The 12,174-nt window shown below is 75.8% G+C and carries 13 protein-coding genes; 6 read left to right on the top strand and 7 right to left on the bottom strand.

Annotated features, from left to right (window positions below; translation table 11 throughout):
• Positions 1-21: 21 nt before the first annotated feature.
• Both KOV94_RS21365 and KOV94_RS17225 read left to right on the top strand, forming a co-directional pair.
• On the top strand, positions 22-966 hold the full coding sequence (locus KOV94_RS21365; protein ID WP_218052724.1) for a GlxA family transcriptional regulator: 945 nt from the start codon (positions 22-24) through the stop codon (positions 964-966).
• Between the two features lie 70 nt (positions 967-1,036).
• A complete protein-coding gene (locus KOV94_RS17225; RefSeq protein WP_124344057.1) occupies positions 1,037-1,984 on the top strand; it encodes a DMT family transporter in 948 nt (315 codons plus the stop codon).
• Here KOV94_RS17225 and KOV94_RS17220 read toward each other — a convergent pair.
• The 3 genes from KOV94_RS17220 to KOV94_RS17210 are packed head-to-tail and all read right to left on the bottom strand — an operon-like array spanning position 1,959 to position 5,134.
• Positions 1,959-3,644 carry a ribonuclease J gene (locus KOV94_RS17220; protein ID WP_124344058.1) on the bottom strand — a complete coding sequence of 562 codons (1,686 nt, stop codon included), beginning with the start codon at positions 3,642-3,644 and terminating at the stop codon, positions 1,959-1,961. The genes KOV94_RS17225 and KOV94_RS17220 overlap by 26 nt on opposite strands.
• Before the next feature lie 14 nt (positions 3,645-3,658).
• Positions 3,659-4,576, bottom strand: coding sequence for a 4-hydroxy-tetrahydrodipicolinate synthase (gene dapA, locus KOV94_RS17215; protein WP_124344059.1), 918 nt, complete (start codon positions 4,574-4,576; stop codon positions 3,659-3,661).
• Positions 4,577-4,636: 60 nt separating this feature from the next.
• Entirely contained in the window at positions 4,637-5,134 is a 498-nt protein-coding gene (locus KOV94_RS17210) for a dihydrofolate reductase (RefSeq protein WP_218052723.1), read from the bottom strand.
• Positions 5,135-5,294: 160 nt separating this feature from the next.
• Between KOV94_RS17210 and KOV94_RS17205 the strand changes: the two genes are divergently transcribed.
• The 4 genes from KOV94_RS17205 to KOV94_RS17190 all read left to right on the top strand — a co-directional run bounded on the left by KOV94_RS17205 (position 5,295) and on the right by KOV94_RS17190 (position 8,618).
• The gene (locus KOV94_RS17205; RefSeq protein WP_218052722.1) at positions 5,295-6,773 is read left to right on the top strand and encodes an NAD-dependent succinate-semialdehyde dehydrogenase; all 1,479 of its coding nucleotides are present in this window, start codon (positions 5,295-5,297) and stop codon (positions 6,771-6,773) included.
• Between the two features lie 47 nt (positions 6,774-6,820).
• On the top strand, positions 6,821-7,543 hold the full coding sequence (locus KOV94_RS17200) for an AzlC family ABC transporter permease (protein ID WP_124344062.1): 723 nt from the start codon (positions 6,821-6,823) through the stop codon (positions 7,541-7,543).
• On the top strand, positions 7,540-7,860 hold the full coding sequence (locus KOV94_RS17195; RefSeq protein ID WP_124344063.1) for an AzlD domain-containing protein: 321 nt from the start codon (positions 7,540-7,542) through the stop codon (positions 7,858-7,860). Before KOV94_RS17200 ends, KOV94_RS17195 begins: the two co-directional genes overlap by 4 nt.
• 206 nt (positions 7,861-8,066) lie before the next feature.
• Complete coding sequence (locus KOV94_RS17190) at positions 8,067-8,618, top strand: GNAT family N-acetyltransferase (RefSeq protein WP_124344067.1); 552 nt, start codon at positions 8,067-8,069, stop codon at positions 8,616-8,618.
• A 160-nt stretch (positions 8,619-8,778) separates the two neighbouring features.
• On the opposite strand, the gene KOV94_RS17185 is transcribed toward KOV94_RS17190, so the two are convergent.
• The 4 genes from KOV94_RS17185 to KOV94_RS17170 all read right to left on the bottom strand — a co-directional run.
• Entirely contained in the window at positions 8,779-9,192 is a 414-nt protein-coding gene (locus tag KOV94_RS17185) for a hypothetical protein (RefSeq protein ID WP_124344068.1), read from the bottom strand.
• Positions 9,193-9,245: 53 nt separating this feature from the next.
• Positions 9,246-9,998 (bottom strand): 4-hydroxy-tetrahydrodipicolinate reductase, encoded by a 753-nt coding sequence (gene dapB, locus KOV94_RS17180; protein WP_218052721.1) that lies wholly within the window; start codon positions 9,996-9,998, stop codon positions 9,246-9,248.
• A gap of 11 nt (positions 9,999-10,009) precedes the next feature.
• Positions 10,010-10,834, bottom strand: coding sequence for a hypothetical protein (locus KOV94_RS17175; RefSeq protein WP_218052720.1), 825 nt, complete (start codon positions 10,832-10,834; stop codon positions 10,010-10,012).
• 91 nt (positions 10,835-10,925) lie between these two features.
• On the bottom strand, positions 10,926-12,174 hold a 1,249-nt coding region (locus KOV94_RS17170; protein WP_218052719.1), incomplete at its 5' end, for a M16 family metallopeptidase.

The following is a 12,174-nucleotide window of genomic DNA, read 5'->3' as shown; positions in this document are numbered from 1 at the left end:
TCGGGCCACTAGGCTCGGGACGTGCCCCGGCTCGTCGCGGTCGTCGCGTTCGACGGCATCAGCCCGTTCCTCCTCGCCGTGCCGCAGGCCGTGCTCGGCGCCCGGCCGCTGCGCGGCACGGCGTACGACGTCCAGGTCTGCGCATCCTCCCCCGGCTCGCTGCCGACCGAGGCCGGGTACGAGATCAGGGTCCCGCACGGGCTCGACCTGCTCGAGCGCGCCGACCTCGTCGTCCTGCCGAGCTGGGACCTCACGCGCGAGCCGCCCGCCGACCTGCTCGACGCGGTCCGGGCCGCGCACGCGCGCGGTGCGCGGGTCGTCGGCCTCTGCCTCGGCGCGTTCGTCGTGGCCGCCGCCGGCCTCGTCGACGGGCGCGAGGCGGCGACCCACTGGCACGCCGCGGAGACGCTCGCCCGTCGGCACCCGTCGGTCCACGTCCGGTCGGACGTGCTGTGGTCGGACCTCGGGGACGTCGTGACGTCGGCCGGCGTCGCCGCCGCGCTCGACTGCTGCCTGCACGTGGTCCGCACGGACCTGGGCGCGCACGTCGCCGCCGAGGTCGCGCGCTCGCTCGTCCTCGCGCCGCACCGCGACGGGTCGCAGGCGCAGTTCGTGCCGGTCCCCGTCGCGCCCGCGGACGGGACGGACCCCGTCGCGCGCGCGATGGCCTGGGCCGCGCAGCGGCTCGACGAGCCGCTCGACCTCGACACGTGGGCCACGCACGCGCACGTCTCGCGGCGCACCCTCACGCGCCAGTTCCGTGCGCGCACCGGCACGAGCCCGTCCGCGTGGCTGCTCGAGCAGCGGCTGGCCCGAGCGCGGGCGCTCCTCGAGCAGGGCGACGAGCCCGTCGAGGTCGTCGCCCGCCGGGCCGGGTTCGGCTCCTCCGCGTCGCTCCGCGCGCACTTCACCCGCCGCTTCCGGACGAGCCCGCGGCAGCATCGCGCCGCTTTCCGGCAGGAATGACGGGGCCCGCTGTCGGTGGCCGGCCCTAGCGTGGCGCCATGACGTCCACGCACCCCCTCGGCAGCCGCTCGTGAGCCGCCGGGGCTGGCTCCTGCTCGTCGCCATGGGCGTGATCTGGGGCGTGCCGTACCTGCTCATCAAGGTCGCGGTGGGCGAGGTGACCCCGCCGATGGTCGTGTTCGTGCGGACCGGGCTCGGTGCGCTGCTGCTGGTCCCGTTCGCGCTGCGCGGCGGCGGGCTGCGCGTCCTGCGCGGGCACTGGCGGCCGGTCGTCGCGTTCGCGGTCCTCGAGATCGTCGGGCCGTGGATCCTGCTCTCCAACGCCGAGCGCACGCTGTCGAGCTCGCTCACCGGCCTGCTCGTCGCGACCGTCCCGATCCTGGCCGTCGTGGTCGCCCGCGTCGTCGCCAAGGAGCACGTGGCGCTCGTGCGCTGGGCCGGTCTGCTGGTCGCCCTCGGCGGCGTCGCCCTCCTGCTCGGCCCGGGCGCCGGAGCGGACGACCCGTGGGCCGTCGCGCAGGTGCTGCTCGCGGCGCTGGGCTACGCGGTCGCCCCGATGATCGCGGACCGCCACCTGCGCGACGTGCCCCCGATCCCCCTGACGACCGCGTGCCTCGCGCTCTCCGCGCTCGCGTACGCGCCCGTCGTCGCCCTCACGGGCCCGCACCCGTGGCCCTCGACCCCGGCCGTGCTGTCGCTCGCGGCGCTCGGCGCGGTCTGCACGGCCGTCGCGTTCGTGCTCTTCTTCGGCCTGATCTCGGAGGTCGGTGCGGCCCGCTCGACGCTGGTCGCGTACCTCAACCCGGTCGTCGCGGTGCTTCTGGGGGCGCTGGTCCTCGACGAGCCGCTCACCGTGACCGTCGCCGTCGCGACCGCGCTGATCCTCGTCGGCTCCGCGGCTGCGTCGCGGCGCACCTCGGGTCGGGCACCGCGCGCCGACGAGCCCGTCGAGGCGGTGCCCGCCGGCGAGGCCAACGTGGCCGTCGGCGCGGCTACGCCTCCACGACCACCGGGATGATCATCGGCCGGCGACGCAGCCGGTTCGACACCCAGCGCCCGACGACGCGACGCATCACCTGCTGCAGCTGGTGCGTGTCGACCGCACCCTGCGCCGCGGCCTCCTCGAGCGCTCGGGTGAGGTCCGGGAGGATGTCCTCGAAGACCTCGTCCTGCTCGGCGAACCCGCGCGCGTGGATCTGCGGACCGGCGAGCACCTTGCCGTCGGCCGAGCTGACCACCGCGAAGATCGAGATGAATCCCTCGTCGCCGAGGATCCGGCGGTCCTTGAGCTCCGCCTCGGTGATGCCGCCCACGCTCGACCCGTCGACGTAGACGTAGCCGCACGGGACCGCACCGACGACCGACGCCTTGCCGTCCACCAGGTCGACCACGACGCCGTCCTCGGCGAGCACGACCCGGTCGGCCGGCACACCGGTCTGGACCGCGAGCGCCGCGTTCGCGACGAGGTGCCGCACCTCGCCGTGCACCGGCATGACGTTGCGGGGCTTGAGGATGTTGTAGCAGTACAGGAGCTCGCCGGCGCTCGCGTGGCCGGACACGTGGACCTTCGCGTTGCCCGAGTGCACGACGCGCGCGCCGAGGCGGGTCAGCCCGTTGATGACGCGGAACACCGCGTTCTCGTTCCCGGGGATGAGCGACGACGCGAGGATCACGGTGTCGCCGGGGCCGACGGACACCTTGTGGTCGTTGTTCGCGATGCGCGACAGGGCCGCCATCGGCTCGCCCTGCGAGCCCGTGCACATGAGGACGACCTCGTCGTCGGGCAGGCTGTCGACGCCCTTGAGGTCGATGAGCACGCCGTCGGGGACGGTGAGGTAGCCGAGCTCGGACGCGATGGCCATGTTGCGGACCATCGAGCGGCCGACCAGCGCGACGCGCCGGCCGTGCGCGACGGCCGCGTCGAGGACCTGCTGGACGCGGTGCACGTGCGACGCGAACGACGCGACGATGATCCGCTTGGTCGAGTCCGCGAACACCGAGTCGAGCACCGGGCCGATGCCGCGTTCCTGCGCGACGAACCCGGGCACCTCGGCGTTGGTCGAGTCGACCATGAACAGGTCGACGCCCTGCTCGCCGAGCCGCGCGAACGCCCGCAGGTCGGTGATGCGCCCGTCGAGCGGGAGCTGGTCCATCTTGAAGTCGCCGGTGTGCAGCACGGTGCCCGCACCGGTGCGCACCGCGACCGCGAGCGCGTCGGGGATCGAGTGGTTCACCGCGACGAACTCGCACTCGAACACGCCGAGCGTCTCCGTCTGGCCCTCGCGCACCGCCAGCGTGAACGGCTGGATCCGGTGCTCCTTGAGCTTCGCCTCGACGAACGCGAGCGTCAGCTGCGAGCCGACCAGCGGGATGTCGCGCCGCAGCCGCAGCAGGTACGGGACGGCGCCGATGTGGTCCTCGTGCCCGTGCGTGAGCACGATCGCCTCGATGTCGTCGAGCCGGTCCCGGATGTAGTCGAAGTCCGGGAGGATCAGGTCGACTCCGGGCTGGTGGTCCTCGGGGAACAGGACGCCGCAGTCGATGACGAGCAGCCGGCCGGCGTACTCGAGGACCGCCATGTTGCGGCCCACCTCGCCGAGGCCGCCGAGGGCGACGACGCGCAGGCCGCCGTCGGGCAGCGCGGGGGGCAGGGTGAGCTCGGGGTGGGGGTGGCTCAAAGATCTCTCCTGGGTCAGCGGAGCGCGACGTCGAGCAGTCCGGCGGCGCGCAGGCCGTCCCGGATCGCGTCGACCTCGTCGTCGGTCGCGGGCACGAGCGGCAGCCGCGTGGCACGGGTGGGGATGAGGCCGAGGATCTCGCACGCGGCCTTGGCGGCGACGCCCTGGAAGCCGGCGCCGTTGAGGGCGTCGATCGCGGGCACCACGGCACGGAACCGGCGCAGCGCCTCGGCGTGGTCGCCCGCGTCCCAGGCGCGCACGACGGCCGCGAGCTGGGGTCCGGCGACGTGGCCGGAGACGCTGACGATGCCGACGGCACCCGCGGCGAGGAGCGTGAGGAGCGCACCGTCGTCGCCCGAGTACCAGGCGAGGCCCGTGCGCGCGATCACCTTCGTGGCGGTGAACGCGTCGCCGGACGCGTCCTTCATCGCGACGACGCGGTCGTGCGCGGCGAGCGTGGCGATGCTCTCGGGTGCGAAGCGCACGCCGGTGCGGCCGGGGACGTCGTAGAGCATGACGGGCACGTCGGTCGCGTCGGCGATCGCCGTGACGTGCGCGACGAGGCCGGCCTGCGACGGGCGCGAGTAGTACGGGGAGACCACGAGCAGCCCGTGCGCGCCCGCCTCGGCGGCCTGCTCGGCCATCCGGACGGCGTGCGCGGTGTCGTTGGACCCGGCGCCCGCGAGCACGAACGCGTCGTCGCCGACGGCCTCGACGACGGCCTGCACGAGCTCGGCCTTCTCAGGCGCGTGCGTGGTCGGTGCCTCGCCCGTCGTGCCGTTGAGCACGAGGCCGTCGTTGCCCTGCTCGACCAGACGCTTCGCGAGGGTGACCGCCGCACCGAGGTCGACGGCACCGTCGGGGGTCATCGGCGTCACCATCGCGGTGAGCACGGCCCCGAACGGACGGGCGGGCGTGGCGGCGCGGGTCATGCGCTCACGGTACCGCCCGGCGGACCTGCCCAGGTGCCCGGACCACGCGCCGGACCTCGCTCAGCGCCGCACCCAGGTGCGGTAGCGGAACCGGACGTCGCCCGACGTCTGCCACCGGCCGGTGGTGTCGTCGGGGTCCTGCTCGCGCCACTCCCCCGGGTCGAGCCGCGGCGCGTCCGTGTCCCCGGGGACGTCGAGGTCGACGAGCGTGACCTCCGCCCGGTCGGCGACCGGGAGGGCGGCGTCGAGCACCGCCCGACCGCCGATCACCCACGTCTCGTCGTCGCCGACGAGCGCGAGCGCGTCCGCGAACGAGCGGGCGACCTCGGCCCCGGGCGCCGTGAACGCCGGGTCCCGCGAGAGGACGACGTTGCGGCGCCCCGGCAGCGGGCGGACGCGCGGGGGCAGCGACTGCCACGTCGCCCGGCCCATGACGACCGCGTGCCCGGTCGTGAGCCGGCGGAACCGCGCCTGGTCCTCGGGCACGTGCCACGGGATGCGCCCGTCCGCGCCGATGACTCCCGCGGGGGTCTGCGCCCACACCAGGTTCAGGCTCACGGCCGCATGCTAGGTCGACGCGACCTGCCGTGGGACCGACCCGTCGGCGCGGTGCCCGTCGTCCCCGCCTGCACCCGACGGGCCGACCGGCCGGTCGGTCGGACGACGTCCGACACGCGTTCCTGGTGTGCCCGCGCAGCGGTCGGGCGACACTGGACCGATGACGACGACGTCCCCGCACCTGCCCCCCACGGTCGCCGCGCACGTCCCCACGGGCGTCCTCGTCGGCGGCGCGTGGCGCCCCGCGAGCTCGGGGCGCACGTTCGAGGTGTCCGACCCCGCCACGACCGAGGTCCTGTTCGACGTGGCCGACGGCGACGAGCAGGACGCGCTCGACGCGCTCACGGCCGCCGACGACTGCTTCGAGGAGTGGCGCGCCGCACCGCCGCGCGTCCGCGCCGAGCTGCTGCGCGCCGTGTTCGACACCCTGACGCGCCGCACCGAGGACGTCGCGGCGCTCGTCACCGCGGAGGGCGGCAAGCCGCTCGCGGAGTCGCGCGCCGAGGTCGCCTACGCCGCCGAGTACGTGCGCTGGTACTCCGAGCAGGCGGTGCGCGTCGACGGCCTGGCCCGGCGCGCACCCGCGGGGACGCACCACCAGCTCGTGCTGCGACGCCCCGTGGGTCCGGCGCTGCTCATCGCGCCGTGGAACTTCCCGATCGCGATGATCGCGCGCAAGGTCGCGCCCGCCCTCGCCGCGGGCTGCACCGCCGTCGTCAAGCCCGCGCAGCTCACCCCGCTCACCACGGCGTTCGTCGCGGAGATCGTCCGGGAGGAGCTCGACGCGCGCGACCTGCCGACGGGCGTGCTCAACGTCGTGCCCACGTCGTCGGCGCGGACCGTGTCGGGCCCGCTGCTCGCCGACCCGCGGCTGCGCAAGCTGTCGTTCACGGGCTCGACCGAGGTCGGGGCGACGCTGCTCAAGGCGTCCGCGGACCGCATCCTGCGCACGTCGATGGAGCTCGGCGGCAACGCGCCGTTCCTCGTGTTCGACGACGCCGACCTGGACGCCGCGGTCGAGGGCGCCGTGCAGGCGAAGATGCGCAACGCGGGCCAGACGTGCGTCGCGGCCAACCGGTTCCTCGTGCAGGAGGGCGTCGCGGAGGAGTTCACGCGCCGGCTCACGGCGGCGTTCGGCGACCTCGTGGTCGGGCACGGCGCCGAGCCCGGCACGACCGTCGGGCCGCTCATCGAGGCGTCGGCGGTCGACCGCGTCGAGGAGGTCGTGGCCCAGGCCGTGGACGGCGGCGCGCGCGTGCACGTGGGCGGCGCGCGGCCCGACCGGCCCGGGTACTTCTACGCTCCGACGGTCGTCGACCGGGTCGACCCCGACGCGCGGCTCGTCCGCGAGGAGATCTTCGGCCCCGTCGCGCCCGTCGTGACGTTCGGGTCCGAGGAGGACGGCGTCCGCCTGGCCAACGGCACGCCGTTCGGGCTGGTCGCGTACGCGTACACGCGCGACGTCGGACGCGTCATGCGGCTCGCGGAGGCCCTGGAGACCGGGATGCTCGGTGTGAACCGCGGCATGGTCTCCGACGCGAGCGCACCGTTCGGCGGCGTGAAGTCGTCCGGGCTCGGGCGCGAGGGCGGCGAGGCGGGCCTCGAGGAGTACCTCGAGCCGGTGTACGTCGCGCTCTGACCGGGCGCGTCGCGGGCACCGGCCCTCCGTGTGCGACAGTGGCGCGCGTGGCACGGGACGACGAGACGCGGGCGGCCGTCCGCCAGGCGGTGTCGGTGTCGGTCGCGACGGGCCTGTACGGCGTGTCCTTCGGCGCGCTCGCGGTCGCGGCCGGGCTGGACCTCCCCCAGACGGCGGCGCTCAGCATCCTCATGTTCTCCGGCGGCTCGCAGTTCGCGTTCATCGGCGTCATCGGCGCGGGCGGCGCGGCCGGTGCCGCGATCGCGACCGCCGGCCTGCTCGGCGTCCGGAACGGGCTCTACGGTCCGCAGGTCGCGCCGCTGCTCGGCGTGCACGGGTGGCGCCGCCTGCTCGCCGCGCACCTCACGATCGACGAGTCGACGGCGGTGGGCACCGCGCAGCACGGGCGGCCCGCGGCCCGGGCGGGGTTCTGGTGGACCGGGGTCGGCGTGTTCGTGCTCTGGAACGCGTTCACTCTCGCCGGCGCCGTGCTCGGCGACGCGCTCGGCGACCCGCGCCGGTACGGCCTCGACGCCGCTGCGGCCGCCGCGTTCCTCGCGCTCGTGTGGCCCCGGCTCACAGGCCCGTCGGCCCACCTCGCGCGTCTGGTCGCCGTCGGTGCGGTCCTCGTCGCGCTCGCCGCCACGCCGTTCGTGCCCGCCGGTGTCCCCGTCCTGCTCGCCGCTGCCGTCGCGATCGTCGTCGGCGTCGTCGCGGCGCCGCCCGACCCCACCGACGCCGCCCCCGCACGTGAAGGGGCGGCCTCGTGAGCGACGTCGTCCTGTGGGTCGCGATCGTCGTCGCGGGCCTGGTCTGCCTCGGCCTCAAGCTCGTCGGCCACCTGGTCCCCGAGCACTGGCTCGCCGAGCCGCGCGTCGCGCGCGCCGCCGCGCTCGTGACGGTCGCGCTGCTGTCCGCGCTCGTCGCCGTCCAGGCGGCCACCACCGGACGCGCGATCGTCCTCGACGCCCGCCTCCCCGCGCTCGCCGTCGCGGCCATCGCGCTCGCGCTGCGCGCGCCGTTCGTCGTGGTCGTGCTCCTCGCGGCCGTCACCGCCGCGGTGCTGCGCGCGCTCGGCATGCCCTGACGCACGGACGGCTCCGGCGTCCGTCCCGGGCGACGGGAACGCCGCCCCCGCTTGATAGCCTCGCCCGACCCGCCGGTCGCCGCGCACCGGCGGCCTGATCCTCCGGAGGACCCCGTGCTGAACGACCGGTGGTGCCCGTCCGGCGCCTCGACCTCGCGGGCGACCGCGACCGTGCGACGCGGCCCGGCCGTCCCGGGCGGTGCCGCGTGAACGCCGACGTCTCCGTCCGGCCCGCCGTCCCCGGTGACGAGAGCCGCATCGCACGCGTGCAGGTCGCCGCGTGGCGGCTCGCGCACGCCGACGCGCTCGGCAGCGAGGCGCTCGCGCTCGTCGACGAGGACGCCGTGCGGGACCGCTGGTCCACCGCGATCACGTCCCCGCCGTCGACCGGCTTCCACGTGCTCGTGGCGTGCGACGGGCCTGCGGTCGTCGGCGTCGCGTCCGTCGCCCCCGTGCCCGCGCCGGCCGACGACCCGACCGCCGCACCGGGCGGCGTGGTCCTCGCGCTCGAGGTCGAGCCGCTGCGGCAGCGCCAGGGTCACGGGTCGCGGCTGCTCGCCGCGGCCGTCGACCTGCTCCGCGCGGACGGGGCCGACCAGGTCCTCACGTGGGTGCTCGACGGCGACAGCGCTCGCGAGCAGTTCCTCGCGTCGTGCGGGCTGGGGGCGGACGGTGCGGTGCGTGAGCTCGCTCCCGCACGGGACGCGCAGGGCGCCGAGCGCATCGTCGTCGAGCGCCGCTGGTCCGCCTCCATCTGACCACCGCCGGACGACTGCCCGCGTCGGCGCCACGCACGTCGGCGACACGCCCGTCGGCGCCACGCACGTCCGCGCCCAGGCACGTCCGAGCACTGGCACGCCGGAGCGCGGCGCGCCGTCTCCCGGCGGCTCCGCCCGGCACGACCGGCCGACGGGCTCGTCAGGCCGCGCGGTGCAGCCGGCTCGCGGTCCGCAGCGACTCGCGGGCGCGTCGCCGGTCCCCCGCCGCGTCGTACGCGAACGCGAGGTGGTACCAGGAGCGCCAGTCCTCGGGCGCACCGTCGACGACGGCGCGCGCGTCCTCGAACGCCTCGCGCGCCGCGGCACGGTCGATCCGCCCGCCCGGCGACCGCGGGAGCGTGTCGACGGGCAGCTCGTCGGCGTCGGCGAGCTCGTCGGCCATCCGCTGCACGTCGACGGCGAGCCGCCACTCGCGCGCGACGAGCCCGACCACGAGCAGCGGCAGCACCCAGAACGCGATCCCGAGGACGACCCCGACGGGCTCGCCGCTCGTGACGAGCGCCGTCGCGCGCACGGCGACCAGCCAGACGTACAGCGCGAGCAGGCCGGTCATGGCGACCGCGGCCGCGATACCGGTCCGCCGGCGGCGGGAGGGCTCAGCCACGGTCAGAGGTCGAGCAGGTGCTCGAGGCCGACCGTCAGGCCGGGGCGTCGGCCGACCTCGCGCACGCCCAGCAGCACGCCGGGCATGAAGCTCACGCGGTCGAACGAGTCGTGCCGGATCGTCAGCTGCTCCCCCGCGTTGCCGAGCAGGATCTCCTCGTGCGCGACGAGGCCGCGCAGCCGGACCGCATGGACGCGCACGCCGTCGACGTCCGCGCCCCGCGCGCCGTCGAGGGTCTGCTCGGTCGCGTCGGGCATGGGGCCCAGTCCTGCGGCGGCCCGGGCCGCGGCGATCCCCGCCGCCGTGTGGCGCGCGGTGCCGGAGGGCGCGTCGACCTTGTTCGGGTGGTGCAGCTCGACGACCTCGGCGGACTCGAACCAGCGCGCGGCGCGCGCCGCGAACACCATGGCCAGCACGGCGCCGATCGCGAAGTTCGGCGCGACGAGCACGCCCACGCCCGGACGGTCGGCGAGGTGGTCGCGGACCCGGGCCAGCGACTCGTCGTCCCAGCCGGTCGTGCCGACGACGGCGTGCACACCCGCGTCGACGAGCGCGTGCACGTTGCCCTCGGTGACCGAGGGGACGGTGAAGTCGACGGCCACGTGGGCGCCCGCGTCCACGACCGCGGACAGGTCGCCGCCCGCGTCGAGCGCGACGGCCAGCTCGAGGTCGGGGGCGTCGTCGACGGCCTGCACGACGGTCGAGCCCATGCGTCCGGCCGCGCCGAGGACGGCCACCCTGATCGGTTCGCTCACGGGGTGCAACCCTATCCGGCGACCGGTGCCCCCAGCGCCGCCGCGATCCCCTGCTCGATGCGCCGCAGCTCGAGCGGCGTCGAACCGGTGAACCGCTCGACCTCGCGCGGCGGGTAGCCCGCCTGCACGTACCAGCGGATCGCACCGAGCGCGTCCTCCGGGCGGACCGGACCGGGACCGACGGCGTCGCGCACGAACGCGGAGAACCGCACCGCCGCGAGCAACGCGTCGGGCGTGAGCCCGAGGTGCTCGACCGACCACCGGTGCAGCGTGCCGACGGGCAGCTCCGCCGCGCGCGCGAGGTCGGCGACGGTGACGAGACCGCGCGACGCGAGGACCTCCTGGATCGCAGGCTCGAGCAGTGTGAGCTCCGGGGGCTCGTCGGTCGTGGCGAGCGCCCCGGTCAGCGCGGCGCCGAGCAGCTCCACGGCGCGCGCGTCGTCGCCCGCCTCGAGCGCCGCCTGGCAGGCCGCGACGTCGGCCGTCGCGAAGGCCCGGTCGAGCGGGACGACGTCGTCGGGTGCGACGTGCACGCGCAGCCGCGCGAGCGCGAGCGGACCGAGCTGGGCGCCGAGCCGGACCGACGGACCGGGCTGCTCGCGGACGACGGGCCGGCTCGACGGGCCGCGCACACCCGGTCCGTCGGCGGTCCGGCGTCGGGTGAGCGCGTCGACGTGCGACCCGCGCGCACCGAGCGTCACGAGCGCGAGGCCGTGCCCGTCCGGCAGCAGCACCTCGCGCGTGACGACGCCCGCCGGCTGGCGCACGACCCACAGGTGCTCGACGAGGTCACGCGCCGCCGCGGGCGGGGTGAACCTGCGGTACTCGACGGCCATACCCCATGATCGCGCGCCGACGGCCGGCCCGGTGGGCCGATCGGCCCGGCGGACGGGTGAGACCGCCGCGCCGGGCCCGGTGCCGGGAGCGTCAGTCGCCGAACGGTCCGACGCGCACCACGGAGCGGGGCCGCGACGCGAGCTCGGCCGCGAGCTCCTGCACGTCGGCGGCGGTGACCGCGCGGATGCGCTCGAGCGACTCGTCGATGCTCAGCAGCTCGCCGTGGACGAGCTCGGCCTTGCCGAGGCGGCTCATGCGCGAGCCGGTGTCCTCCATGCCGAGCACGAGCCCTCCGGCCAGCTGGCCGCGTGACCGCTCGAGCTCGGCCGACGTGATGCCGTCCTGCGCGAGCCGCTCCCACTCGGCGAGCATGAGCGCGACGACCTCGTCGACCTTGCCCGGCGCGCACCCGGCGTACAGCCCGAAGACGCCCGTGTCGGCGTGCCCGGACGCGTACGAGTACGTCGAGTACGCGAGGCCGCGCTTCTCGCGGATCTCCTGGAACAGGCGCGACGACATGCCGCCGCCCAGGACCGCGTTGAGCACCGAGAGCGTGAACCGGCGGTCGTCGGTCGCGGTGAGCGAGGTCCCCCCGACGATGACGTTGGCCTGCTCGGTGTGCCGGCGGACGGTCAGCTCGACCCCGTCGCCGGGGATGCCGGCCGAGCCCGCGAGCAGCGCCCGCGAGGTGATCGGGCGACGGCCCGTCGGTACGGCGTCGTCGCCGAGCGTCCAGCCGCCGGTCGCGAGCGCGTCGGCGACCTGCGCGCACATGACGTCGTGGTCGACGCCCCCGGCCGCGGTGACGACGAGCGTCGACGGCGTGTAGTGCCAGCGGTAGTGCTCCCAGACCGCGTCGCGCGGGACCGCGCGGATCGTGTCGGGCGTCCCGCCGATGGGACGGCCCAGCGGGTGCGCGCCCAGCACCGCGGTCGCGAACTGCTCGTGCACGACGTCGCTCGGGTCGTCGTCGTTCATGGCGAGCTCTTCGAGGATGACGCCGCGCTCGGTCTCGAGCTCGTCGGCGTCGATCCGCGCCGAGGTCACCATGTCCGCGATGACGTCGACCGCCATGGGCAGGTCGGTGTCGAGCACCCGCGCGTAGTAGCACGTGTGCTCCTTGCCGGTCGCCGCGTTGGCCTCGCCACCGACGGCGTCGAACGCCTCGGCGATGTCCATCGCGGACCGGCGGGCCGTGCCCTTGAAGAGCAGGTGCTCGAGGAAGTGCGTCGAGCCGAAGTGGCCCGACTCCTCGTCGCGCGAGCCGACGCCGACCCACGCCCCGACGGTCGCGGAGCGCAGGCCGGGCATCTGCTCGGTGACCACGCGGACCCCGCCG

Origin of the sequence: Cellulomonas algicola (assembly GCF_019024305.1) — a bacterium.
GTDB lineage: Bacteria > Actinomycetota > Actinomycetes > Actinomycetales > Cellulomonadaceae > Cellulomonas > Cellulomonas algicola.
This window is presented reverse-complemented; position numbering and strand designations above follow the sequence as displayed.

Coding starts and splice junctions, on each gene's coding strand:
- KOV94_RS17185 (WP_124344068.1), bottom strand. CDS start 9,192: ATGACCGGCCTGCTCGCGCTGTACGTCTGGCTGGTCGCCGTGCGCGCG.
- dapA (WP_124344059.1), bottom strand. CDS start 4,576: ATGACCCGCGCCGCCACGCCCGCCCGTCCGTTCGGGGCCGTGCTCACC.
- KOV94_RS17175 (WP_218052720.1), bottom strand. CDS start 10,834: ATGGCCGTCGAGTACCGCAGGTTCACCCCGCCCGCGGCGGCGCGTGAC.
- KOV94_RS17205 (WP_218052722.1), top strand. CDS start 5,295: ATGACGACGACGTCCCCGCACCTGCCCCCCACGGTCGCCGCGCACGTC.